Source organism: Pirellulales bacterium, assembly GCA_036267355.1.
GTDB lineage: Bacteria > Planctomycetota > Planctomycetia > Pirellulales > DATAWG01 > DATAWG01.
In genome coordinates this window covers 1-25,783 of sequence record DATAWG010000049.1, presented here as the reverse complement: position 1 = coordinate 25,783, position 25,783 = coordinate 1, and the positions used below count along the sequence as shown (strand labels likewise).

The following is a 25,783-nucleotide window of genomic DNA, read 5'->3' as shown; positions in this document are numbered from 1 at the left end:
CAAGCACAACGGAGATTTACAAGAAGAGCCGGCGGCGCAACAACTGCGCCGCCGGCTCTTTCTCGTTCGCGGGCGAACTTCGCGGGAAGTGGATGGATGCATGGAGAGTGGGAGTCCGAGCAGCCTTTCAGGCCGAAACGTTTCATGACACCCGTCTGCAAACAACGTTTGCTTCAATATACCGGCGGCTAGCGCCTTGCCGCTCGCAAGGAACGTCCGCCTGTGCGCGGCAATGCGCTAGCCGCCGGTAATTTGCATGCTTCGCGATGCCGCTTTCGCAAGCGCGGCCATGGATCATTTACCGAGCAGGGCGGCTTCCAGCGGTTCGTCCCAGCGGTCGGTTGCGGGGTTGAAGATTCCGAAGCCCGAACAGAATTCCCAATAGCCGATGCCCATCTTCCGCTTGGCCGCTTCGTCGGCGACGAAGCGAATCCAGCGGGCCCGCGATTCGGCGTCGGCCTTGTGGTAGGCGCCGAATTCGCCGAGATAAATCGGCCGGCGATTTTTCACCGCCCAGGAAATCGCGGTATCCAGATCGCTGCTGACCGCCTGCTTCTCGGCTTTGGCGGCGGTCCATTTCGTGCCGAGCCATTTTTGCGCCTCGGGGCCCGCAAACTCAGCCCCTTGATGCGTGAAATGAAACGGGCTGTAGTAATGCACCGTCACCACCAAATGCCGGTCGTCTTTCGGCAGCACCAAGCCGTTCAACTCGCCGATGGCGTTCCAACCCACCGGGCCGACGATGATCTGCCGCGTCGGATTCGTGCGGCGAATCACGCGGATTCCGTCGGCCAGCATTGAATTCCACAGGTCGGCCGTCAGCTTTCCATGCGGCTCGTTCAATAATTCGAACGGCACCTGGGCGGGCAAGTCTTTGTAATGACTCGCCACTTGTTCCCACAGGGCCAGAAACCGCTCGCGGTTTTTCTGCGGCGCATCCATCAGCTCGCCGTAGTGGTGCATATCGACGATCGGAATTAGCTTCTGCTGGAGCGCTTGCCGGATCGCCCAATCGACGCGGTCGAAGAATTTCGGATCGATTGCATACGGCGCCGATTTGGCGGCATGCGGCGACCAACTGATCGGAATTCGCACGGAATCGAATCCCGCCTTCGCGATTTGCTCGAAATAGCTTTCCTTGAGCGTAACGCCCCATTCGCCTTCCTTCGGCGCTTCGAGCGCATTGCCCAAATTGATGCCGCGGCCAAATGCCGGCTTCAGTTCTTTGAAAAACGGATCGGCCATCGCCGCCTCGACTTGATGGCGGTCCGCCGCGACCGCCTTGATCTGCGTTATCAAAAATCGCCGCGACCCACCGGGCCGATCCAAGCCGACCGAGACGGAGGCGATCTTCTTTAAATCGACGTCGCTTGGATTGCCATACCATCGGCCGAACACCACCGTGAGCGTCGCTTTGCCGTGCGCGGGGACGCTGGTCGCATCGGTGCTGCAATGATGAACGCCATCGGCGCCGGGGCCGTTGACGTTCATCAACACGCGAACTGCCGTATCTTCGGGATTCTGAAGATCGACCGTTGCCGCGTCGAAACCGCTCAGATCCCATTTGCCGTCTTTCGGCGCGATGGTAACGCTCGGCCATTGGGCTTTGGCATCGGTGACGACCTCGAGCGCGTGGCTCTTGTCGACGGCGATTTGCTTCGCCCGGGATTGGTTCGGCGTGATCTTGATGAATTGCATCAAGTCGGGATCATCAACACCGGCGAGCAACATCGGCTCCTCCGGCTCGCGATAGGCGACCAGATATGCCGCAAATTGCGACTTCGCCGGCGATGGCTTGGCGAATCCGAGCGCGCGCCGGAGCAGGCTAGGTTGGTGCCCCGCTTGCCCGGGGTGGTAGCCGTCGACGAATTGCTTTGCGGCGTTGGCGGGAAGCGGAAGTTCCATTTTGGTTCCATCGGGAAACTGGACCGACAGCGTGTTCTCGATCATCGGAAACACGAGGCGGTCGGGTCCGTCGTCATTGATCCACGCGGCTCTGCCTTCCGAATCCGTTTCGTGGTGATACCAACATGATTTCACCATGTCCGCCGCGATGCTGATCGAGTTGGTCGTGTCGTCGATGATCGCCTTGTTATGGCAGTCGTCGTCGATAGAGCAAAATCGCGACAGGTCGAGCCCGACGCTGTGCCACGCATTATCGGATTGAGCTGGATTGTTGAAGCGGCTTGTCTTCACGGCGACGTAATACTGCGCGACTGCCAACACGCAGATCAAAGCCAGGAACCAATTCGGCACCAACTTATTCCGTGCGCCGCGAATTTCCTCCAGCAGCCGCTGCGAGAATAGTTGCCGAACGTCGCGCCGCGTCAGCACCTTGTATTCCCACACCGAGAAGGCAAGCGCGAGGCCGCCAAGCGCAAGAACCCAGATTCTCGAAACGTCGGTCCATCCATGCCCGAATGCCGAAGCGGCCAGAGGGGCATGCGCGAAATAAAGCAGCGCGCAAACCGGCACCAGCGCGATCGCGCCGAGCCAAACGCAGAATAGGCTCCATACCCGCCAAGCATCTTTAAGGCGAAGCAGTCCCCAGCCCATGAAGATGCACAGCACGCTGAAATCGAGATTGATTTCTCGATGGGCCAGCGATCTGGCAACGCCGAGAACCGCGCCGATGCCAACTAAAATATACAACCCGGCCAATGCCGTTAGCGCGAGCGGCAGTTGCACGGACGTTGCCGCCGGATGAGGTTCTTGCACGTCGGTCATCCGCTCTGCTCCCGTTTTTTCCTCGTTCGGGGAACATGCCCACGCAAAGCCGCGGGCATGGCGCCCATCGATCGCTTACCGAAATTGAACGGCAATTCGCGTCCGACGGTGCGGTGTGGGGCTGAAGGCCCGACCTACGTCATTTCGGCGTTTCGCCGGGATTCGTTTTCGGTTTGTCGAGTTTCGGCTTCAGCACCAATTCGACGGCGGTGCCGCGGGGCGGAATCCGATCGGTGAATGGTTCGAACAGATGGTCGGCCCACGCTTTCGGGCTGTCGATCGGCAAGTCCATCATCGCGGTGGGAAAGTTCGACACGCAGATGAAATCGCCGTAGTCGGCCTGATAGTATTTCTCGCCGTTGTCTTCCACTTCTAAAATGCTTCCGCCGAACACCCACGGATACTCAAGCGGTTTTTGGGTCTTGATATTGCGCACCCAATCCTGGCCACGGGCTTCGTGTTTGCCTTTGTCGTCGGTCCAGCGGACGAACACCTCGATTTCGCTTCCCGACGCCGGGGTAAATTTTTGCGTTTTGCTGTCGTAATGCGAAGGATGGCCGACCTTCGCTCCGAGGGCCAACAGGGCCGCGTGAACCGGGCGGGCCTTGGTGGCCACGGCCACGATCGATTCATGTTCTTTGGTGCCTTCCGGGCAAGCAAACATTTCCAGGTTCCCTTCGCGCACCGCGATCTTGCCCTTCATCACCACTTCGTGCTGCTTCTTGTCGATCCACAGATCGTGGTCGGGTGAAAGATAGACGATGTTTGGATCGCTCTTGGTGTCGCCGCTCGCGTCGCCTTTGGCGTCGGGTGCCGGGACAGGGGCGGGGGCGGGCGGATAGGCCCAACTGAGACTCGTTGCGGTGGCCAAGAGGCACGCCGTCAAAAGAGCCAATGCCAATCGAATACGGTTCCTCATCGGAATATCCTCGGGGATGGAGAATTTGCAGATTATGTTGCCCCGGCCGCTCACACTTCGGCTCGCTGATTGTTAAGATACCCGTTTCCTTGCCGTTGAAATAGCACTTGTCTTCATAACACTTGTCTTCAATCACTCGCGGGGCGGACCACTCTCATGGCAGCAGAACAATCCTACTCCGCAGCCGATTCGCTAGCCATCTCGACCGAGGCAACCGCCGAGGCCGCTTGGCCGGCCGCGGGTGATAATTTTTGGCATGCTTCCGCCCCGAGTGGCGTGCGGCGGCATTACGTCGCGGGCGATTCGGCCGGCGGCTGGAAACGCTGGCGGCGGCATCTGCTCGGCCGCTCGGGAACGGCACTGGCCGCGGAATTGACGGAGAAGCTGGCCGGCGGCCGAAAGAAAGCCGGCGGGGCGCTCGCCTGGGGCGCCGTTCGCCTCAGCGGCGACAACCACAGGCTGGATTGGTTGTCCAGGCTTTCGGACGCTCGACCGCGCCGGGCGCGCGAATTGGCCACCCTGGCGCCCGTTCACGTCGAAGAGTGGCTGACCGAAACAGCCGACTTGCAACGCTGGGCGCCGAGTGTCGACGCAGCTTTGGAGGCGGTCGCTTGGGCACGAGCGCTGGCGGCGCTTGGGCGGGTGTGCAGCGGCGAGATGTGGTGGCAATTGATCGAACGGCTGCACCATTTGGCGCAGATCGGTTCCATGACGTTGGAAAATAGCGTGTCCGCCGATCCGCTCGCCAACCAGCTCGCATGCGGCGAATTGCCCTGGACGCTGGCCGCGCTGTTTTCCGAGACCGTGCCTTGCCGGCAACTTGCTTCTGCCGCGGCGAAAACGCTATCCAAGGGCATCGCCGATTTGCTCGATGGCGCGGGCCTGCCGCACGGCCGGCATTTGTCGATCTTCCATCGTCTGGTGGCTTGCTGGACGCGCTGCCGGATCCTGGCCGCCGCGGTGCGATCGGCATCGGCGAAGTCAGTGCCCGACGAATGCCGGGAAAGCGATTCCACACTCGGTGCTTGCTGGGACGATGATGCCGAACAAGAGTTTTTCCAAGCGGTTCGAGAAGCGCTGCGTCTGACACGCAACGATGGAACGCCGGTGCTATCGAATCTGAGCGATGGCGACCTTCAGCCGGTGTGGGGGGCAAGCGTCGCGTGGCTGAGCGAGATTGCCGCCGGGCTGATCGTCGATGGCGATAAGCACGACCGCCGGTCGATGGCGACGATCGCCGCCGGGCGTGGAGGGAAAAAGGCACGGGGCCGAAACAGCAAGCGGCCTCCGAAGCACTTGCCAGACGCGGCGGTTTTTTCGGAATGGGCCGAACTTGCCGTGATGCAAGCCGATTGGTCGTTGCGCTCCGCCCGGCTGACGGTGGCCTATCCCGGATGCGATGTGCGGATTGAATTGCAATCGGATCGCGAACTGCTCCTAAGCGGTGTGTGGGAATTCGAGGTCCGGGCCGACGGCGCTTTGGCCGGCCCGAAAGACACCTGGTCGGAAGTTTGCTGGGTCAGCGATGCGGATTGCGATTACCTCGAATTGGAGATCAAGCTGAATCGCTCGATCCGAATTCAGCGCCAGATATTGCTTTCGCGAAAGGATCAGTTCCTGCTTCTTGCCGATGCGGTTCTCGGCGACGAACCGCGCGAGCTAGTGTATCGCGGGCAGCTACCGCTCGCTGCCGAAATCGCGATTCGGCCGGCTCACGAAACTCGCGAATTGACGCTCGCCGGCAAACATCTCCGTGCCGTCGTGCTGCCGCTCGAGTTGCCGGAGTGGCTATCCGATCGGCGCCGCGGTTCGCTCGTGGTCGAAGAAGCAGGCCACGGTCGCTTGTTGGAAACGGCAATCGAAGGCACGAAGGCGAATCACGCCTCGACAAATGGAGCGGCCACTCACACTGCCACGAACGGGGCGGCAGCTCACACTGCCACGAACGGGGCGGCAACCAACGGTATGCTGCCGAACAATTCGACGGCGATCGGTGCGGCCGCGAAGGACGCACGCCCGCCGGCAATCGTTTTGAACCAATCGCTGTACGGCTGCCGGCTATTCGCGCCGCTGTGGATCGATCTGTCGACCAAGCGGGCTCGCAATCTGGATCGCGATCCGCTTACATGGCGACAGCTTACGGTCGGCGAGCAGCGCCAGATCGCAGGCCGCGATCAGGCGGTTGGCTACCGCGTGCAATGCGGCGAGCAGCAATGGGTGGCTTATCGATCGTTGGCCGCGCCAGCGAATCGAACGCTGCTGGGCGTCAATTTGTCTACCGATTTCTTTGTGGGCCGCTTTGGCAGCAATGGGGAAACCGCATCGATTGTGGAAATCGAGTGACCCAAAGCGGCAAGCCAGCGACCGCTGGCTAGCCATTCTGCATGCAGCCGAATCAAGCGGCGGGCTTGCAATCCCCCATTTCTCGGTGGATCCGACGCTTGTAGCCCGGCGCTTTGGCAGCTTTTCGGCCGGAACAACTGCCGGAAACGCCTATTCCGCCGCATTGGTATGCCAAGTGCACCCATGACCATGCAAGCTCCGCGGCGATTGGCGCTTGGAGTCTCACTCTCTCTTCTCCCAAGGGGATGATTCGATGAAATACACATCATTTTGGTTGACGTTTGCGGCTTGCTGTGCCTTCTCGGCCGGCAGCGCAATGGCCCAAGGGGCCGGACAAGGGCAACACGAAGTCGGCAGCGGCGTGGGCAATCCGTCGGTCCAGGCCGGGGGCGGCAATGGTATCGGTGGCAATAACACCTCCGGCCAAGGCCACTTTGGGCCGAACGGTTCGGGTGGGGCACCCATCAGCAGCGGCCCAAATCCGAACGCGGCTGGGCAAGGGCATTTTGAAGCCGGCGGGTCCGGCGGCGGCGCTCAAAACGCAATTAACCCCGGTGGTCCGATCATTCGCACCGCGCCCGAAGCCGGCAATGGCGTTCGCGCTCTCGAGCCCCGAGGCGAAATGGGCCGCACGAACGGCAACGCAAACGATTGGCGGTTTGTTTACAGCGGCGGAATGTGGTGGTACTACCAGCCGGACAATAGCTGGACCTACTATCAAAACGGTTTGTGGGAGACGTACGACCGGAATTCGCCGCGCACGGCCAGCCGCATGGACGAGATGAACCGCGCGGACCGGATGGACCATCAACAGGTTCCCAATGCCGGTAACAAGGCCGACAGGAACAATAGCGGGTTACCGAACAACAACGGGACAACCAACAAGAACGGCGCAACAAACACGAGCGGTGCAACGAACAACAACCGCCCGAGTTCCGATAATCATGGCGCCAACGTGCCTCACGGTGGCTCGGCCGTAAGCGGCCACACTAGCGGCACTACATCCTATGGCGATAAGCACTAGGTTCTGAACGTGAAGGATGAAGAAGAGGGTTCGCGGCGGTTGCCGGCGGCGGAAGGCGTTAGGCTTGTGGCAGAACGAATGTCGGAGCCCAGTCTGCTGTGTGCCGGAAATTTTTGAACCGTCGCGTTAAATAAATTGAAGGACGGGCACGGCCGCTAAATGGCCGTGCCCGTCTTTTCCGTTGAATGCCCGCCCGCTGGCGCCACAAAACACACACACATACACACGCACTCGTCGCCTTCGGCCAGGATGCACTTTGAAATTTACGAGGGCAAGAGTGCATTGCGAAGGGGCATGTTGAGCTGCCTGTCAGAAGTGAATCTCACCGGCGGCGCTAGCCGCGGGGGATGCCGAAAATCGGCGAATGGACCGTCTCGAGCACCTTGCCGGCGCCGAGATGCATGTGCACTCCGCAGGGCAGGCATGGATCAAAGCTGCGGACAGCGCGCATGATGTCGATCCCTTTGAATTCGTCGGGGCCGTTTTCTTCCAGCAGAGGCGTGTTCTGAATCGCGTCTTCATACGGCCCAGGTGTGCCGAAGCAATCGCGCGGGCTAGCGTTCCAGGGCGTCGGCGGATAGGGGTGGTAATTGGCGATCTTGCCGTCGCGAATGACCATGTGGTGCGAAAGCACGCCGCGCACGGCTTCGTGAAAACCGCAGCCGATCGCTTCCTCGGGCACATGGAACGGCGTCCAGGTGGCGAGCCGACCGGCGTGGACCTCGGCCATTGCGCGTTCGAGGAAATAGAGGGCGGCAGCGGCGGCATACGCTTGGAAATAGCTGCGGGCCCGATCGCGCTCCAGCGCGTTGCTAAAGCGCGGGATCTTCCATTCGAATTCGGTTTCCGGGAGCGAAGCGGTTTTCGGCAGCCGGATCTTCACGCTCTGCCCCGTCGCTTTGACATGGCCGATATCGACGGCGCCGGCCAGCGCGGTGGCCCAAAATCGGGCCAGCGGTCCGCCGCCCGTATCGAGCGCGAGAAATTCGCCGGTCCGCCGATCGTGCCAGCGGGGAGACATGACCCAGGTGTATTTGCCGCCGAAGTCGCGCTTTTGCGGCCGAGCGATCGTCGTCTGGTTCCAGGGATGGCGCGGATCGATCGGATTGCCGAGCGGATCGTTGTTCACGAACCGTTCGCCGCCGACCCAATCGTCGTAAAACGAACTGCCGAGGAAGATACGAATTCCCAAGTTGATCTCGACCAGATCGGTGGTGATCAGCTCGCCATCGACGACGATCCCGGGCGTGACAAACATTTTCCGACCCCAGTCCGACATCGTCGCGTAGCGATAATCGCACACGTCGGGATCATTGAACGACCCGAAGCAGCCCAGCAGGATCCGCCGCCGGCCGACCTCTTCGTAACCGGGAAGAGCGGCATAGAAGAAGTCGAACAGATCGTCGTGCAGCGGGACAATCTTCTTCACGAAATCGATGTACTTCAACAGCCGCACGAGATAGTCGTTGAAAAGCTGAACCGAGGGCACCGTGCCGACGCCGCCGGGATAGAGCGTCGAGGGGTGGACGTGCCGCCCTTCCATCAGGCAGAACATTTCACGCGTCAGCCGGCTCATGTGCAGTGCTTCGCGGTAGAGCGATCCCTCGAACGGATTGAGCGATCGCATGATGTCGGCAATCGTGCGTTGGCCATGAATTTCGGCATGCGGAGCCGGCGTTTGCTCGGCGCGGGCCAACACGGAGGGATTCGTTTCCTTGACCATCCGCTCGCAAAAATCGACACCGACGAGATTGTCTTGATAAAGATTGTGGTCGAACATGTATTCCGCCGCCTCGCCCAAATTGACGATCCATTCGGCCAGCGGAGGCGGAGCGACGCCGAACGCCATGTTCTGCGCATACGTGGCACAGGTGGCATGATTGTCGCCGCAGATGCCGCAGATGCGGCTGGTGATGAAATGAGCGTCGCGCGGGTCTTTGCCCTTCATGAACACGCTGTAGCCGCGAAAAATCGACGATGTGCTATAGCACTCCGCGACGCGCCGGGCGGCGAAATCGATTTTCGTGTGAATGCCAAGGCTGCCGACGATGCGTGTCACCGGGTCCCACGACCTTTCGACCAGCTTCGCCGTTGCCGGCTTGGATGCGGTTTGCGTCTCGGTGCTCGCCATCGATTCGATTCCTTCGCGTTTGCGGCTCGTAGGTCAGGCTTTCCAGCCTGACATGTCGTAGGTCAGGCTTTCCAGCCTGACATGCATCGCCTCACGACCCGTTTGCTGACTTATAGCCGCTCGTCAATTCGGCCCCGCGGTTCCGCCACATCGGCTCTTTGTTCATGGATGCCTGGGTAAAACGCCGCAGGGCGCGGACCATGCGGCCGTAATCCGACACCGCGGCAGTCGAAAGCTTTGCCCCAGGCGGTTCGTCGAGGAATGGCATGAACTTGTCGGGAAAGCCCGGCATCGTGCAACCGATGCAAACACCGCCGACACTCGGACAACCGCCGATGCCCGCCATCCAACCGCGCTTGCCGACATTGCACTGCACGACCGGCCCCCAGCAGCCGAGCTTGACGATGCATTCGGGTGTGCCGTACTCGGCGGTGAAATCGGCTTGCTCGTAGTAGCCGCCGCGGTCGCAGCCTTCGTGGACCGTCGCGCTGAATAAAGCCGTCGGCCGCAGTACGTCGTCGAGCGCGATCATCGGCGCTCGGCCGGCCGCTTGGTTCAGCAAGTAGAGCAGCGTTTCCATGAAGTTGTCGGGCTGCACCGGACAACCTGGCACGCACACGATCGGTAGCCCAGCTTTCGATTTCCAATCCCAGCCCAAATAATCCGGCAGGCCCATGCAGCCGGTCGGATTGCCGGCCATGGCGTGGATGCCACCATACGCCGAACAGGTGCCAATGGCCACGACCGCCCAGGCCTTGCCCACGAGCCGATCGATCCAAGTGCACGTGGGGATCGGTTGGCCGCTCAACGGATCATTCCCCATCGCCGCCCAATAACCCTCGGGCTTGATGGCTTCGTTGGGGATCGATCCTTCCACGACGAGAATAAACGGTTCGAGTTCGCCTCGTTCGGCCTGATGCCACGGTTTGAGAAACTCATCGCCCGTCTCGTAGGCGAGCACGGGATGATGCAGCACGATTTGCGGCACGCCGGGAATCACCCCCTGCACCAGGTCCTCGAGGCTTGGCTGCGTCGCCGCGGTGATCGAAATCGAATCGCCGTCGCAACCGAGCCCGGCGGTGAGCCAGAGAATGTGGATCCGATTGAATTTTGCCGGTTCCGAAGGCATCCGCGATGCTGCCGCGTGCAACTCATCCATGAGGGTGCCGTCCGTGCGAAGAAAATGACGAAGGCCTAATGCCGAATGTCGCAAGAATGTCGAATGCCAAAATGATGAATCGCCGGAACGCTGCTTTGGGCTTCGATTTTCATCAATGCTTGGGTTCGTAGTTTAGCATATGCGTGCGGCACGAGCGATACGGTTGCCGGAAGAGCAGGCTTCCCCCGCTCATCCTGCTTCCACGCTCGAATTGCGAGCTAGACTTTCGAGATTGCCAGATGCAGTCGATCGTCGGCTGCCGGTCGGTCGTTCGGATGAGCGCCCGTAAGGCTCGGCCGAAAAATAACTTCCGCTTTGGAGCCCCCCCTTACCCCGCCCTCTCCCGCGAGGGAAGAGGATGCTGCGGAGAAGTTATTTTTCGGCCGAGCGTAAACAGCAATAGAGGGACAGCGTATGTCGAATGCGTTTGTCGGTGGCGAGCCGATCTATTCGTCGCTTGCTGACGATCCAGTTATGGGCGAATTGGTCGATATGTATGTCGATGGCATGCTCGACCGGATCAACGCGATGCAACAAGCGCTCGCCAGCGGCGACCGAGAAGCGCTGCGCTGCGCTGCCCACCAAACGAAAGGGGCGGCAGGCAGCTACGGCTTTGATAGCCTGACCGACGCTGCCGCCGCTCTGGAATCGGCGATCCGCGATGGCCAGCCGGCTGAAACGATTCAGCGACTGTTCGACGGACTGATTCAACTTTGCCGGCGCGTCTGTGCCGGCGTCGATCCGGCGGCGACCCAATCGCATTCGCCATCGTAATTGCTTCGCGGTTTCACGATGCGGGGCGCCACCCCCAGCGGCTTGGTCCGGTCGCCGAGGGATCCTGAAACGATGCCCATGCCAGGCCGCGGACATGGCATCGTCGCCGCCCGCGAGCGAATGGAGTGTGGATTGCACCGGCAAGTGCTGCGCCACGCGCGGTTTACACTGGCAGACTGCGCTTGCCAGCGGCACACGGTGTCTGACCGCTACACAGAGCGCCGTTCAGGGCGAGCGCTATTGCGCGGCCGGTGCCGCGGAAGCCGTCTTGGCGACTTTGATGCGGTGCGAGAGACGCGATTTCAGCCGGGCGGCGCGGTTTGGGTGGATGATCTTCGCGGCGGCGGCCTTGTCCAGCTTCGCAGTCGCCGATGTCAACTCGGCTTCCGCTTCGGGCAGCTTGCCCGCGGCGATTTTCTCGACCGTCTTGCGAATCTGCGTCTTCAGACTCGATTTGACGGCCCGATTCCGTTCGCGGCGGACGAGGCTCTGCTTATGGCGCTTCTTGGCACTCTTGGTATTCGGCATGGATCGGGGGCAAATTGTTGTGGGTGACGGCGGGTTGGCGGGGCAAACCCAGGGAAGGCCGGCGACGGGATTCGATGGTGATGGGGCGGCGGCCTTCCCTGGGCTTTCGCGCCGCCGGAGACGTTACTGTTTATGACGTGCGTGGTTGATTTTGTCCAGACGGGTGGACACATCTTCATAGGAGAAATCGAGCCCGGCCAACATCGTCAAGAAGCGGTCGGCGGCGTCCAGATCATTCAAATGATCCATAGCCACCACGCCAGCGCGATAGAGGGCCTTCTTCCGCAGTTCGGTGTCGCGCTCCGTCATCACTTCAAGCGAGTCGGCATAGCTTTTGACCGCCAATTGGAATTGCTTGATTTTGAAGAAGCAGTTGCCCAGCTCGATATACACGGCTGCTTTGCGCTTCGGGTCGCCGCGGGCTTCTTGAAAGCGTTTGATCGCTTCGGTGTAGTTGGCAGACCGGCTCAACCGCATGGCGTATTCGTATTTCCAAGTGGTGTTGCCGGGATGTCGTTCGCTGCGGCTGCGGAAGACTTCGAGTTCGACGCGGTTCAGTTCCCGCCGCATTTCTTGCAGCAGTTTCTTGTTTTCTTCGGAAGGATCGTCGGCGGCCCGCTTTTCGGCGACGGCCAATTGATGCCGGTAGCGGTGGACTCGAATATCTTCGAGATGCTCGCGCACCTTGATATCGCCGCCGGTTGCCGCGAGCGATGTGTTCAAAACGGTTTCGGCTTCTTCGTAGCGCTCTTCGCGCGCCAGCAAATCGGACAAATCGCTTGCCGCGTCGACATCGGCCGGATCGGCTTCGTGCTTGGCGCGGAGCTCAGTTTCGCGAGTGCCGTCTTTGCCGCCGGCGCCTTTCTTGCCCCCCTTGTCTTCCTTGCCGGTGCCGACCCAAGAGATCTTGTCGGTATGGAGCGCGGCGATCGCGTGCTGCGCTTCTTCGTTGTTGGGATGATGCTTCTTGACGCGCTCCCAACAGCCCATCGCTTGATCGAACTGCCCGACGTTGGCCAGCGCTTTGGCGCAAGCGCGGGCGATTTCGACATCGCCCTGGTCGGGCGCGCTTTTTTGGGCCAGGTTCAGATACATGAGCTGCGCTTCATAGCAGCCCAAGCCGGCCGAGGCCTCGGCCATCTGCATCAGGGCCGGAATATCCCAAGGATTGATTTTGAGCAATTCGAGGCCGGCGCGAATGCCCTTCTCGAACTCGCCTTTGGCAATCGATTTTTTCAGCGTTGCCCGCGAGCCCATGCCCTTGAAGCCGGCGAAGTTGCCCCCTTTTCCTTTGTTGTTATACTTTTTCTGCAGATTGTCGAGAAACGCTTGAACGTAGACCCGATTGCCCGGGTCGCCGGCAACGCACTGGGCGAACATTTCGGTCGCGTAATCGCGATTGCGATTCTTCGACTGCTCGCCTTTGTCGTAGTTCAATTGCAACAGCCGCCGCTGCTCGGCGGAAACTGGCTTGCGTTGCACAAGCTTGGGGCGTTTATCTTCTTGTGTTTCGTCGGCCATGGGCACAGAAATCGACTGGAATCTTTTCGCCGCGCTTCGCCGAAGCGCTACGGACCGAGGGTGGGTAGCGATTTATTCGGGTGTATTTTAGCCTAGCCGGGCCATCGACCGCAACCGAGCCGCAACGCATGCCGCGGCAACACATCCTGCCACCGCCCAGCGTTCCCCATGTTCCCCACCGCTTCGAATTCCCTCGGCAAGGTCTATCTCGTCGGCGCCGGCCCCGGCGACCCGGGATCAATCACTTGGCGGGGCGTCGAATGCCTGCGGCGGGCCGATGTCGTGCTCTACGACTATCTGGTCAATCCGCGAATTCTCATCCATGCCCGCCCAGGAGCCGATATGCTCTGCCTCGGCCGGCATGGCGGACCGGCCGGCCCGGGCGTTTGCCCGGATCGGATCATGCCGCAAGCCGAGGTGAATCGTCGGCTGATCGAATTGGCTCGGTCCGGGCGAAGCGTGGTGCGGTTGAAAGGGGGCGATCCTGCGGTATTCGGCCGGCTGGCGGAAGAGGCAGAAGCGTTGACTGCCGCGGGCGTGCCGCTGGAAATCGTGCCCGGAATCACCGCGGCCCTGGCCGCCGGCAGCTATGCCGGAATCATGCTCACCCACCGCGACGAAGCCTCGGCCGTAGCACTCGTCACCGGCCGGGAAACCGACGACAAGCAATCCTCGGGCCTCGATTTCGCCGCCCTCGCGGCCTTTCCCGGCACGCTCGTTTTCTACATGGGTCTGACCACGGCGCATCAATGGACCTCGGAACTGATTTCAAACGGCAAACCGCCAGACACCCCGGCCGCGATCGTGCGCCGTGTCTCGTGGCCCGATCAAACCGTGACCCACACGACGCTCGGCCGTGTCGCCGAAGACATCGCAGCGGCGAAAATGCGCCCGCCGGTGGTCGTGATCGTCGGTTCGGTGGTCGCGGCAACGGCGTGCGATTGGTTTCGATCGCGGCCGCTTTTCGGCCGGCGAGTGCTTGTCACCCGGCCGCTGGATCAGGCCGAAACGCTTTGCGGCCGACTTTCCGAACTTGGGGCAGAATGCCTGCTGCAGCCGGCAATTCAGATCAGCCCGCCATCGGATTGGGGGCCGGTCGATTCGGCCCTGTCGCGGCTCGATGAATTCGATTGGCTCGCGTTTTCAAGTGCCAACGGCGTCCGATTCTTGTTAGAGCGATTGCTCGAGCAAGGGGGCGATTTGCGCCGATTGGCCGGATTGCGGATTGCCGCGATGGGGCCCGGCACCGGCGACGAACTCACGCGCTATCATCTCAAAGCCGACTTGCAACCCGAGCAATATCGGGCCGAGGCGCTTGCGGAAATGTTGCGCTCCGAAGCGCGAGGCCGGCGGTTCTTGCTCGCCCGCGCCAGCCGCGGCCGCGCGGTGTTGCCGGAAGAATTAGTCGCTGCCGGCGCCACGGTCGAGCAGATCGTGATCTACGAAAGCCGCGACGTACCGCAGCCGGACGCCCCGATTGCAGCGGCGCTTGCCGCCGGCCGCATCGATTGGATCACCGTCACCAGTTCTGCGATCGCTCGGTCGCTCGTGCGGATGTTCGGCGAGCAACTGCGAAACAGCTGTCTGGCGAGCATCAGTCCGATCACCTCGGCCACGCTCCGCTCGCTCGGCTACGAACCGGCCGCCGAGGCAACGGAATTCACGATGGACGGCGTGGTGGCGGCAATTCTGGCGGCCATCGGAAATTAGAGCACAGGGCGCCATGCCCACGGCTTTGCGCTTACGGCTACCCACAATATTCCGCAGGGCAAAGTGAATCGTCTCGGCCTGAAAGGCCGATTCTGCTAGCCCAGGCCGAAGCCGCGCACGCGGCGCAGGCCTGGGTCAACTGCCCCGCAGGGCCCGTCGGCCCCGACAGGGGCCGTTCAATTCGGCGCCGCGAATTGTAGAACGGCCCTTTCAGGGCCGCACGGTGCGTTGTATCACAGGCCCGGGGCTACGCTGCTCAAGCGGCTCCGCCCTTGGCCGGCGGAACGAGCCTTACAGGCTCAAGTATCGCCGGCCTTTTTCGAAAATCGCTGCCAGGTCTTCGGTAACAAAACGATTTCACATTACGCCAGTGTGAACTACGCATGACGCAGCACTGGCAGACTGCGCTTGCCAGTGGCACACGACGCAATGGGACACGACGCAATGGGACACGACGCAATCCCTCATGCCGCAATCCCTCACGACGCAGTGGCACACGCCGCCAACACTACTCGCCTTCCCGCGCGATCACTGCCAGCGCGTGGGCTGTCGCGGAGCGAGACAGCGCCGGGCCGAGTTCCTGGTCGAGCGATACGATCTTCGCCGGCGTTTTCATACGCTCAAGCACCCGGCGGGCGACGAATTCCCCCCGCCCGGAAACCACGACCGTTTCGAGCGGCGAATCAAATCGACCGCCGACCTGCGCCACGGCAACAGCAATTTTCGCCAACTGGCTCCGTGCGATGGCTTCGGCCGCGGCATGAGCATCCGCCTCGTCGAACGTTTCACGGTCGGCACAGATCGCGCGGGCCAACCGATCGCGCGCGGCCGACTTGGTGGCCGGGCGACCGTCGGCCGTGTTCGAGTTGTTCGGCTCTTCCGGCAAATCGCCGAGCGTCAGATACGCGTCCCAGGTGGTGGAAAATACCTCTTGTGCGACCGGGCACTGCTGCTTCCGCCACGGCACCGCGTTCACCAGCGCGCAAACCGGGCTCCGTTCCACGCCCGTGTAAACCAGTTCCGATGAAATCAATCGCTCCGGATCGGTCTTCCCCTGCGCCGCGGGACGACCATCGACGAGCGGGATAATGTCGGTCGTGGTCGAGCCGATGTCGACCAGCAGGCCGGAGCCCTTCGGCGCGTAGCGGCCGGCAAATCGAGCCAGAGCGTGCCAGTTCGTGGCCGCGGCGGCCAACGGCTGCTTGAGCGCGATCTGCGGCGAGACCAACAGCCCATTGTTCAAATAAATGCGCGTGTGCCGGCCGTCGGCGGCGGTCGAAAGCGCGTTCACGATGAACTCGACACCTTCGGTCTTGGTGTTAAAACAGTCGGCCAATTCGCCGGTCATCGTGGCGGCGAGATGGTCGGCTCGCGGCGCCCCGGCGACCAACGTACGCAACGCTTCCACCAGCAGCCGTGGATTCTTCCATAGCGCAAACGGTTGCGACACGGCGAAGCCGAGCCCATCGGCGGCTTTCAAGTTCGCGCCGCCTATGTCGAGCGCAAGCCAGTTCATGGGGTTTTGCACGATGCTTGTGACGCCCGGGGACAAATCGGCTGCACACTAGCCCGACGCGTTGGCGAGGGAACATACCAGCCCGAAGCGTTAGCGAGGACGGCGTCAAACGGAACAAACAGCCCTGGCGGAGCCGGCGGCGCACGAGCGGCACGTCCGCAGCCAGCGGCATACCGGCGGCCAGCGGCACTCTCCCTTGCTGGCGCTGCGGGCTCGGTGCGGCCGCGCTACCATCATTTCGCCACCAACTCCTCGAACATTGCCTTCGAGTGACGAAGCAATTCGCGGTAGTCGGTGGCTTCGATTTCCTGACCGATCAATTCTACATCGTAATCACCGTCGTAGCCCACCGATCGCAATGCGGCAACCACTTCGCGCAGCGGCACGGCGCCCTCGCCCAGCCGTGTGCGGTTCTGTTCTTGCGCCGTCGGGCAATGGCCGTCGGCAAAATGTACAATTGCGATCCGGCCGGCAAAGTGCGGCAAGAACTCGAGCGCAGCACGATCGCATCCAAAGTGATACGCGTCGAACACCAGTTGCACGCTCGGACTGCCAATGACGTCTAACACCGAAAGCGCGTCGGCCAGCGTGGTCAAGAACGTCCATTCCGCGGCGCAGGCGGCATGCATCGGTTCGATCGCCAGAATCACTTTCGCCCGCGCGGCCAGAGGCGCGAGTTCACGCAAGGCGTCGATCAAGAGCCGCCGGGCATGGTTGTGCGTATGGCCGGCTCGGCCGCCGCTGTAGACCACGAGCGAGCGAGCTTTCAGGGCGGCGGCCAGCCGAATCGCCTCCGTGGCGTCGGCGATGCTTTCGCGAAATGTGTGGCCGTCGCTGCCGGTAAAGCCGCCGGCCCAGAGCACGTTCGATACCGGTAGGCCCGCTTCCGCGAGCAGGTCAATCCCCTGTTTCTCGCCGTAATCGGAGAGCTTATGCCGCCAAACGCCGATGGCCTGGATGCCGGCCTTTCGGTATTCGGCGACATCCTCATCGAACGACCAGCGATAGGTCGTCATTTCGTTCATCGACAAACGAGCCATCCGTGCGTCCCCCGGCGTCGAAGCAAGACCATCCGCAACGCGCCCGCGCGTCCGGCTCAGTAGTATGGAAAATCGCCGCCGAAGTGTAAAGCAGGAAGACTCACGCGGTTGTAAGGCAGGAAGGCTCACGCGGAACCGCAAAGCAGGAAATGCTCGCGCCCAGTCGCGGAGGATGCGGAGAGTGGACCGTTCATTGCGGAGAGCACTAATCGCTAGCGGCGACGAGCAGAATTTCGTTCCGAGAGCCGTCGTCTGCGAGCATCCTCCTTTCCTTCTTCCTCCGCCTCTCTGCGACTCCGCGTGAGATCTTCCGGCCCTTGCAAACGACGCCGCAGCATGCCAAGATAGTGGTATGAACACTTTCGCGGCCTCTCAATTTGGGTTTTGGTGGTTTTTTAGCCCGCCGGGTCGCGGGGCCGGTGGAGGTGTGTAGCCTCAAACCAAGCGACAACAACATCCGCCCCGAGATCTGGCCACCGCCGGTTCTCGGGGCGTTTTTTTTCAAGGCTGCAGGCGACAGACCGCAGGCTTAAGCGCGCGAAAGCGTCCGGCATGCCCTCGTCCTGTAGCCTTCAGCCTTCAGCCTCCGGAGAATCCTGTGATCGTTGTCATGAAAAAAGAAGCCACGAAAACCGACGTCGAACACATGGTCGAGCGGATCGAACATCTGGGATTGAAGCCTCATATCATCGTCGGCACCGAGCGGACCGTGATCGCCGTGATCGGCGACGACCGCCACACGTATAAGGATGCGCTCGTGGGAGGCAACGGCGTCGCGGATGTGCTGCCCGTGTTGGCCCCCTACAAGGTTGCCAGCCGTGAGACCAAGTCCGAACCGACCGTGGTCAAAGCCGGCAGCTTCACCATCGGCGGAAATCGCATCGGCGTTATTGCCGGGCCATGTTCGGTCGAGAACGAAGAGCAAATCGTCGCCACGGCCATCGCCGTCAAGGAAGCGGGGGCGACGGCCCTGCGCGGCGGGGCGTTCAAGCCGCGAACCAGCCCCTATGCCTTTCAGGGCCACGGCCGGCCGGGACTCGAAATGCTCGCCGCCGCGAGGGAGAAAACGGGACTCGCGATCGTCACCGAAGTGCTCGCCACCGAAGATGTGTCCATGGTGGCCAAATATGCCGACGTGCTCCAGATCGGCGCCCGCAACATGCAAAACTACCGCCTGCTCGAAGCCGTCGGAAAAACCGATCGGGCCGTGCTCCTCAAGCGCGGCGCTGGCGCGACGCTCGAAGAACTGCTGCTCGCGGCGGAATACATCCTCGACGCCGGCAATCCGCGCGTGATGCTCTGCGAGCGCGGCATTCGCACCTTCGAAACCCACACCCGCTACACGCTCCCACTGGCCAGCATTCCTTATCTCCACGCCAAAACGCATCTTCCGGTCGTGATCGATCCGAGCCACGGCACGGGACATCGCGATATGGTGCCGTCTCTTTCGGCCGCCAGCGTCGCTGCCGGCGCCGATGGGCTAATAATCGAAGTGCATCCCGACCCGGAAAACGCGATGAGCGACGGCTATCAATCCCTCGACCCCGACCAATTCCGCCAAACGATGGCCCTGTGCCGAAAGGTGGCCGAGGCGGTGGGGCGGACAATGTAGAAGAGGGGCCAGTGGTCGGGGCCAGGGCCAGGGAACGGAGAAAACGGAAAACGATGGGCAATGCTGACACCGCGATGGACGGCACGTGTGCCCGCAGAGAGCTGGTGGCGCACACTTGCAGTGGGTTCCGGCGGGAGTTAGAAGCGTACTGTGGGAGCGCGCCCTGGCCGATCCTCACGACGCTATTTCATTCTGCTATTTTCGTGGTTTGTTGCGCGAGCCGAAAAGTGTGCCTGGCCCTCTTGGCGCCCCAGCGGAGTCTATTCCGATGAACGAGCAAACTGGCGAATCGCCGAAGATCATCGTCGACGAGGGATGGAAGGAACGCGTCGAAGCAGAGAAGCAAGCCGCCGCGGCGAAGCAAGCGGAACAACACAAATCGACCTCCACGCCGGCACCATCCACCGCGACACTGGTGCAATCGGCTGCCGCGCCTGCGCAATCGGCTTCCGGCTCGGCATCATCCGCCGCGCCGCCCGCTTCCGCCGCGGCCGGACCTACAAGCCGTGCCCCGATTCCGCCACCGCCCGCGACGCTCGAATTCCTCATTACCACGCTCGCCACGCAGGCGATGATGGCGCTTGGCCAAATGGTCAACCCGCTCACCGGCAAGGCCGACGTGCGGCTCTCGGAAGCGAAGCATTTCATCGATATGCTCACGGTGCTCGAGGAAAAGACCGTCGGCAATCGCACTCCCGATGAATCCGCCCTCCTCGACGGTTTTCTCCACGAACTGCGCATGGCTTTCGTCATGTCGCAAACGGCATAGCGGCACCGCCGCAACGGACGTCGTGCCGTGTGAGGGGGGCGCATTATTTCGGAGCACGATATGGAATAGCGCAGTGCAGCGGAGCCGCGACCAAAGTAGCAGGCACACTCCGTGTGCCGTCTGCGCTGCTCTGTGCGTAGCGGCGCCCAGACGGTACACGGGGTGTGCCTGCTCCAATGAGGCAGGTTCGCCATTCGCGATCGACGTTCGCGCGCGGTGCCATGCCCACGGCGATGCGTGGGCATTCGTCGGAGCGCATTTCACTTGCCCGCTCAAGACAGTGGGCTTGGCAGCCGCCGCGGATCGAGCGCGCTTTGCCGTCCAACATTGGCCGAAAGCAATTGCCGCCGAAATCCGTTACGAGCGTGTTGCGCTGGGCGAAGCGAATGCCGGCTATAATCGCATTTTCCCATTCAAGGAGATTTCCGGTGCAGCCGTGGCCGGTTTGCAGTGTTGTCGTGATTCTTCTCGCCGCGAGCATGGCCATCGAACCCGTCCACGGCTCAAACCCGACGTTGCCGAAGGAAAACCGCCGCGTGAAAGAGCTCTTCGCATCGATGCGGAGCGAAAAATATTCGGGAATCGAATTTCCCAAGCTCGATTGGTCCGATATCACTGCCTTGTTGGACCACGCCGACGAAACGAACCAGCTCAGAAGCTTTCCACGTGACGCGGCTTCCTCGCAATACGAACCGCACTGCAGCGAAGGAATGGTCGCATTGTGGCTGATCGAGGGCATCCGCCGCGGCGACCGGTATCCGTCGGGAAATGCCTTGTGCTTCAATGCCGCAAAAGCGGGCAACGATTGGGGCAAAGCCTCGGAGGCCAATCACAAGCAAGTGGCCAAGGCCTATCGCGCCTGGTGGGAAAAGGCGCGATCGCTGCCGTCGAAGGAAGCCAAAAAGCTCGATCCGCTACAAGGCGCCGATTTGGCTTGGCATTAAAGGTTCGGCCGACAGATAACTTCTTCGCAGCACCCTCTCCCCCTTGCGGGACATGGCAGGGTGAGGGGGGTCGAAAAAAGACGCGCGCCGTCCGGCAAAAAAGTAAAAGCTGGCGTCCGTGCCACCCAGTTCCATCCGCTGGAAAAATTGGGACCCTGTCGAGGTGACACGGCCAGGGTAAAGTCGGCTTTTCCTTTCGTTACCGGACAGCGGCGCGCGAGGACCACGAATAGGCTTGGGCTAATGGCTACCGGTTTAAGGAGACGCGCGGTAACCAGCTACGCCGAAAGCTGATCCAATAGCCGGCCGAATTCGGGAATGCGGCTTTCCAAATGGGCCAGCCAAGCCGCCGGCTTCCAAATCTCGACGCACAATCCGGCGCCGACCACCATCGCATCCGTGCCCGGCTCGACTTGCAAGAATTCGCGAAACCCCTCGGGGACCGACAGCCGCCCGCGGCCGGCAAGCTGAACGGGCCGATGCCGCGTCGACAGCAGCCGGCCGAGCGTTTGCACATCGGCAAGTTGATCTTGCAACTTCCCCGCCCGCAACTTTCCCTCGACGATGGCAATCCCGGCCTCGATCTTCTGTTGCCATTCGGCGGCCGGCCAAAGGCTCAAACAGCCGGGCTGTTGCTTCGCCAGAATGGTCTGCGCTCCAGCGGCCAGCAGCGGCTCGGCCAACTCCGTCGGAATCGAGATGCGAAACCGCTCGTCGAGCGTTCGCGCAAACTCGCCGAGGATGAATGAATACGACATCGGCAATCGTCGGACTTATGCCGTAAGATGAGCGAGGCAAATCCATTGAAATCGGCCGTCCGTGGACAAGCAATTGTTGGGCAAGTAGCCCAATATTAGCCATGAAAACCGGCAATAGTGGGTAGCTTTCCCACAGGAAAGACCAACGCAGTCTATCAGCAACCTCCGCAAATGCAAGCTTTCTCGGCAAAAACTTTTCCAGCAGCGGTCCCGCGCGCCGCGCGCCGCCGAGCGGCTAGGCAATATTCGCCGACAGCCCAAACCGAACTAGATAAGGAAAATTTGGCAACGCATGGAAAAACGGCTACAATCGGATTCGCGAGTTTGGCCCCGCTTTCGCCAAACCGTCAATCGAAAAACCTTTTAGGGGGTCATTACGATGCCAAAGATCGCTGGAATCCTCGGAGTCGTCGCACTGCTATTGAGCTTCGCCGCAGTCGGCAACGCTGATCCGCCGCCGAAGAACGACAAAAAAGCCGACGAGGCAAAAAACCGCGCCAGCCAGTTGGCCGAAGATGTCTTCAACAAGGCCGACAAACATAAACACGGCTTCCTGAATAAATACGAATTCAAAAAGGCCGATGCCGACATGTATTCGGCCGTCAAGCAGATGGCCGTCGATGGCCTGATCGGCAAGGGCCGGCCGCAGCGGACGAAAAACAATTCAGACACCAGCAGCAACACGCCGTCTTTCACCGGCGGATTCGCCGATGCCGACACCGACCACGACAAGAAGGTGACGCTCCCGGAGTTCACCGACTACGTGAGCCGAGCGATTGCCACAGCCGATGAGAATTTGCGCGAGCAAGCAGCCGCACGGGCAGCCGCGGCCGCAGCGGTGCATGTCGGCGGCGGCTACGGCGGCCGGCGCTAAGCGCGATCGCCGGGTGCCTTGCCGACTGCCTTGAGTGGGCATCTGAATCCCGCGGTCGACCGGCCGAAAATATGCTCAAGCAAAGCCGTGGGCATGGCGCCCAACGGCGCCGATAAGCCAGGAGCCCGCAGCGCTAGACGGGGTTTATCGGCCCCCAATCCCTTGCTAGCGCGGCGGGCTCCTGTTGCAATGTTATTCGTCGAGCGACGATTTCTTTCGCAACAAATGGTGATACTGCTGCGCGAAGCGATGCGCCTCATCGCGCACGTATTGCAACAGCCGCAGCGCATACGCGTGCCGGCTCAAACGGATCGGCTCCTCGGCCCCCGGCAGGTAAATTTCCTCCTCCCGTTTCGCCAGCGAAATCACCGCCGGCGGCGTGATCTCGAGCTGCCCAAGCGCCGCCATTGCCGCGTGCAATTGGCCCTTGCCACCGTCGATCAACAAAATGTCGGGCTTCGGTGAATCGTCGTTTTCCAATCGCTGAAACCGCCGTCCAACAACTTCGTGAATGCTCGCGAAATCGTCGATTCCGGCCACACCGCGAATCTTGAATCGCCGATAGCCCGGCTTGAATGGCAACCCGTCGATGAATTGCACCAGGCTTGCCACGGTCTGCCCGCCGGCCAGGTGCGCGATATCGACGCCTTCGATGGTGCGGGGCGTTTCGGCGAGATGCAGAATCTTCCGCAGCCCGGCCAAGCCCTTTTTCGGATCGATATAAAACACTTCCGGCTGGGCGTTCTCATCGAGATCGCCACGCTGGTCGAGCGTCTCGAGCAAATGGATCTCATCGCGGAGCCGAGCGGCGCGCTCGAATTGGAGCGCCTCGGCCGCCGCGCGCATCTCGCCGCGCATCTGTTCCAACAGCGCCCCTTTTTTGCCTTCGAGAAACATCCGCAGCCGCTGGATGTCGCGCCGGTAGTCTTCCTTGGAAATACGCAGATTGCAGGGCGCGGTGCACTGGTGGATCGAGGCCAGCAAGCAAGGCCGAAACCATCGCCAGCGATTGTCGCCGTCGTCGATATCGAGCGAGCAGGTGCGGAATTTGAAAATCTTCTGCAACACTTGGATCGCCCCGCGCAGCCCGCCCGCATTGGCGAACGGGCCGTAGAGCTTTGTGCCGCGATCATGCGGCTGGCGCGTGAACTCGACGCGCGGAAAATCCTCGCGAATGTAGATTTCGAGATACGGAAAGCTCTTGTCGTCTTTCAGATCGCGGTTGAACTTCGGCTGCACGTCCTTGATCAGCCGGGCTTCGACCAACAATGCGTCGATCTCGCTCTCGGCCGGCAGGAAATCAATGTCGCGAATTTCCTTGATGAGCTCCGCCGTGCGGCGATCTTCGGCCGCGGCCTTGAGAAAATAACTGCCGGCTCGCGCCCGCAAGTTCTTCGCCTTGCCGACATAGATCACCACTCCCGCGGCATCCTTCATCAGATACACGCCAGGCGTTTGCGGAAACGTGCGCACCTTTGCCGCCGCCGCTTCGAAACCGGTAAGCAGAGCTTCGGAATTGGCCGCCGTGGCATTCTCGCCGGCAGCATCGGCCCCGGCAGCACTCGAATCGGCGCCGGCGTCGTCGCCATTGGCAATGGGATCGTCAGAAGCAGTCACGGCAAACCATCTCGGCGAGCATTTCAGCGAGAGCCCCAACATTTAGTTTATCCCACCGGTCCAGTTTCGCGCAGGGTACGCCCGGGCACATCTGCACGTAGGCCAGGCTTTCCAGCCTGACATCCCACGGCTCCCTCAGCCTAGAAAGGCTGACCTACGGCAGACCGCACCATTCCGCATGCGGGGCAACTGTTGACCCATGCCATCCGCCATCCGAGAATGATCCTTTCGACTCGACGATCTTGCCCACCGCTATCGCCCAAGGAGAACATGCGATGCGACACGCGAAGGCCTCTTGCATCCTGGCGGCGATCGGTTTCTTGGCATTCCTCACCCTGACGGCACTCGCCCCCGCGGCCGATCCGGCGAAGCCGAAAGCCGACGATAATCCCTATGCCCCGCGAAAAGGCCTCTCGAACGACGAATTGCGAAAATTTATCGAGCACCTGCAAGATGCCCCCTCGTCGCTGCACGAACGGCCGGGGTTCGCCCAGGGAATGCTCGAAGCGGCCAATCAGCTCCTCCGCGGCAAGCTGAGCGAAGCCGACCGCCGCTTCGCCGTGCTAGCCAAGTTCGCGGCCTTGCATCAAATGGCCGTCAACGATGAAAAAGATGCCGACAAGAATCTCGCCGCGGCGGCCAAGGAATATCGCGACTCCAAAGACGCCGAGGTGGCCAAGCAAGCGAAGTTCTACCTGCTCGAGCAACGCGTTCTGGCGGCCGACGATCTCAAGCCCGAGGAATTGCCCAAGCTGCTCGCGGAAGTGAAATCGGCCCTCTCCGGCGAATCGCTCGACAACCAACATTTGCGGATCGCCTCGGCCACGATCCGCATGGTCAACCGCCTGAACGACGACGAGCTCGCGGCCCGCAGCTACAAGGAATTCGGCGAAATGTTTTCCAAAAGCGACGATTCGGAGCTCTCGGCCTACGGCCGGCAAATCGAAGCCAGCGAGCCGCCGGTGTCGCTGGTCGGCAAGCCATTCCCGCTCGAAGGCCTGACGGTCGACGGCACGAAGTTCAACATCGAGCAATACCGCGGCCGCGTGGTGCTGGTCGATTTCTGGGCCACCTGGTGCGGCCCGTGCCGCGCGAAACTCCCCGGCTTGATGAAGCTGCACGAAAAGTTTCACGCCAAGGGTTTTGAAGTCGTCGGCGTGGATCTCGACAAGACGATCGACGATCTGGGCAAATTCCTCGACGACACCAAGCTGCCGTGGATCAACCTGATCGGCGAAAAAGACGGCGACGAAATGAAATTTCCGATGGCCGAAAAATACGACATCTCCGCAATCCCCGACACTTTTTTAATCGGCCGCGACGGCCGTGTGATCGCCCACAACCCGAGCGACGACGAGCTGGCCAAGAAACTCGAAGTGCTACTAAAGCCAGGCCAACCCGCCGCCACAAAACCGGCGGAACCGCGCAAGAAAAACGCGAAAGACAAGAAAGAACAGAAGCAGCCAAACGGCAATTAGGACTGCGATCGGCAACGGTCGAGCACGAATCATGCAGCTGGCCAGCGGAGGCGGAGCTGACCCTACTGAAACGGCCCCACGTTCGCCATTCCGCAGCACTGCCGAGATTAGCGATGACCGCGCGAAGCGGTAGCTCCGCACGCATGGATCCGTGCGCGCCGCGGCCCGCAAGAGGCAGCCCTCTCGATCGTTAGTTGGTCGAAAAGGCGACGGCCGCCAAATTTGCGTAAAATGGGACGCATAGCTATGGTTTTCGAGCCATTACCGGCATCAAAAATCTATGGACATAGCACCATCCCATACATCGCATCTAACCTAAGTTTGTGGCTTTGACCTTTG

At 61.2% G+C, this 25,783-nt stretch carries 19 protein-coding genes; 9 read left to right on the top strand and 10 right to left on the bottom strand.

Annotated elements, in window-relative coordinates:
• Positions 1-294: 294 nt before the first annotated feature.
• Both VHX65_08040 and VHX65_08035 read right to left on the bottom strand, forming a co-directional pair.
• Positions 295-2,727: a glycoside hydrolase family 5 protein gene (locus tag VHX65_08040; protein HEX3998484.1), complete on the bottom strand. Its 2,433-nt coding sequence runs from the start codon at positions 2,725-2,727 to the stop codon at positions 295-297.
• Positions 2,728-2,866: 139 nt separating this feature from the next.
• Entirely contained in the window at positions 2,867-3,646 is a 780-nt protein-coding gene (locus VHX65_08035; protein HEX3998483.1) for a YdjY domain-containing protein, read from the bottom strand.
• 156 nt (positions 3,647-3,802) lie between these two features.
• On the opposite strand from VHX65_08035, the gene VHX65_08030 reads away from it, so the two are divergent.
• Both VHX65_08030 and VHX65_08025 read left to right on the top strand, forming a co-directional pair.
• Positions 3,803-5,989 (top strand): hypothetical protein, encoded by a 2,187-nt coding sequence (locus VHX65_08030; protein HEX3998482.1) that lies wholly within the window; start codon positions 3,803-3,805, stop codon positions 5,987-5,989.
• 253 nt (positions 5,990-6,242) lie between these two features.
• Positions 6,243-7,013, top strand: a complete 771-nt coding sequence (locus tag VHX65_08025) for a hypothetical protein (GenBank protein HEX3998481.1) — start codon at positions 6,243-6,245, stop codon at positions 7,011-7,013.
• Between the two features lie 334 nt (positions 7,014-7,347).
• On the opposite strand, the gene VHX65_08020 is transcribed toward VHX65_08025, so the two are convergent.
• Both VHX65_08020 and VHX65_08015 read right to left on the bottom strand, forming a co-directional pair.
• Positions 7,348-9,144, bottom strand: a complete 1,797-nt coding sequence (locus tag VHX65_08020) for a nickel-dependent hydrogenase large subunit (GenBank protein ID HEX3998480.1) — start codon at positions 9,142-9,144, stop codon at positions 7,348-7,350.
• A gap of 91 nt (positions 9,145-9,235) precedes the next feature.
• A complete protein-coding gene (locus tag VHX65_08015) occupies positions 9,236-10,303 on the bottom strand; it encodes a hypothetical protein (protein HEX3998479.1) in 1,068 nt (355 codons plus the stop codon).
• A gap of 414 nt (positions 10,304-10,717) precedes the next feature.
• On the opposite strand from VHX65_08015, the gene VHX65_08010 reads away from it, so the two are divergent.
• Positions 10,718-11,077, top strand: a complete 360-nt coding sequence (locus tag VHX65_08010; protein HEX3998478.1) for an Hpt domain-containing protein — start codon at positions 10,718-10,720, stop codon at positions 11,075-11,077.
• 237 nt (positions 11,078-11,314) lie between these two features.
• On the opposite strand, the gene rpsT is transcribed toward VHX65_08010, so the two are convergent.
• On the bottom strand, positions 11,315-11,605 hold the full coding sequence (gene rpsT, locus VHX65_08005; GenBank protein ID HEX3998477.1) for a 30S ribosomal protein S20: 291 nt from the start codon (positions 11,603-11,605) through the stop codon (positions 11,315-11,317).
• Positions 11,606-11,728: 123 nt separating this feature from the next.
• A complete protein-coding gene (locus VHX65_08000) occupies positions 11,729-13,126 on the bottom strand; it encodes a tetratricopeptide repeat protein (GenBank protein HEX3998476.1) in 1,398 nt (465 codons plus the stop codon).
• Between the two features lie 168 nt (positions 13,127-13,294).
• On the opposite strand from VHX65_08000, the gene cobA reads away from it, so the two are divergent.
• The gene (gene cobA / locus VHX65_07995; GenBank protein HEX3998475.1) at positions 13,295-14,836 is read left to right on the top strand and encodes a uroporphyrinogen-III C-methyltransferase; all 1,542 of its coding nucleotides are present in this window, start codon (positions 13,295-13,297) and stop codon (positions 14,834-14,836) included.
• 508 nt (positions 14,837-15,344) lie between these two features.
• On the opposite strand, the gene VHX65_07990 is transcribed toward cobA, so the two are convergent.
• Together VHX65_07990 and VHX65_07985 are read right to left on the bottom strand one after the other, a co-directional pair.
• Positions 15,345-16,352 carry a hydantoinase/oxoprolinase family protein gene (locus VHX65_07990; protein ID HEX3998474.1) on the bottom strand — a complete coding sequence of 336 codons (1,008 nt, stop codon included), beginning with the start codon at positions 16,350-16,352 and terminating at the stop codon, positions 15,345-15,347.
• A 233-nt stretch (positions 16,353-16,585) separates the two neighbouring features.
• On the bottom strand, positions 16,586-17,392 hold the full coding sequence (locus VHX65_07985; GenBank protein ID HEX3998473.1) for a sugar phosphate isomerase/epimerase family protein: 807 nt from the start codon (positions 17,390-17,392) through the stop codon (positions 16,586-16,588).
• A 598-nt stretch (positions 17,393-17,990) separates the two neighbouring features.
• Here VHX65_07985 and aroF point away from each other — a divergent pair.
• The 3 genes from aroF (at position 17,991) to VHX65_07970 (ending at position 20,717) form a co-directional block, all read left to right on the top strand.
• Positions 17,991-19,004, top strand: coding sequence for a 3-deoxy-7-phosphoheptulonate synthase (gene aroF, locus VHX65_07980; GenBank protein HEX3998472.1), 1,014 nt, complete (start codon positions 17,991-17,993; stop codon positions 19,002-19,004).
• A 268-nt stretch (positions 19,005-19,272) separates the two neighbouring features.
• Positions 19,273-19,773 (top strand): DUF1844 domain-containing protein, encoded by a 501-nt coding sequence (locus tag VHX65_07975; GenBank protein ID HEX3998471.1) that lies wholly within the window; start codon positions 19,273-19,275, stop codon positions 19,771-19,773.
• A 428-nt stretch (positions 19,774-20,201) separates the two neighbouring features.
• Positions 20,202-20,717 carry a DUF4943 family protein gene (locus VHX65_07970; protein ID HEX3998470.1) on the top strand — a complete coding sequence of 172 codons (516 nt, stop codon included), beginning with the start codon at positions 20,202-20,204 and terminating at the stop codon, positions 20,715-20,717.
• Positions 20,718-20,995: 278 nt separating this feature from the next.
• Here the strand turns inward: VHX65_07970 and VHX65_07965 are convergent, their stop codons facing one another.
• Complete coding sequence (locus VHX65_07965) at positions 20,996-21,475, bottom strand: division/cell wall cluster transcriptional repressor MraZ (GenBank protein HEX3998469.1); 480 nt, start codon at positions 21,473-21,475, stop codon at positions 20,996-20,998.
• Between the two features lie 379 nt (positions 21,476-21,854).
• Between VHX65_07965 and VHX65_07960 the strand changes: the two genes are divergently transcribed.
• Entirely contained in the window at positions 21,855-22,349 is a 495-nt protein-coding gene (locus VHX65_07960; GenBank protein HEX3998468.1) for a hypothetical protein, read from the top strand.
• Between the two features lie 192 nt (positions 22,350-22,541).
• Here VHX65_07960 and VHX65_07955 read toward each other — a convergent pair whose 3' ends face one another.
• On the bottom strand, positions 22,542-23,966 hold the full coding sequence (locus VHX65_07955; protein HEX3998467.1) for an excinuclease ABC subunit UvrC: 1,425 nt from the start codon (positions 23,964-23,966) through the stop codon (positions 22,542-22,544).
• Positions 23,967-24,241: 275 nt separating this feature from the next.
• Between VHX65_07955 and VHX65_07950 the strand changes: the two genes are divergently transcribed.
• On the top strand, positions 24,242-25,444 hold the full coding sequence (locus VHX65_07950) for a TlpA disulfide reductase family protein (protein HEX3998466.1): 1,203 nt from the start codon (positions 24,242-24,244) through the stop codon (positions 25,442-25,444).
• Positions 25,445-25,783: the final 339 nt, after the last annotated feature.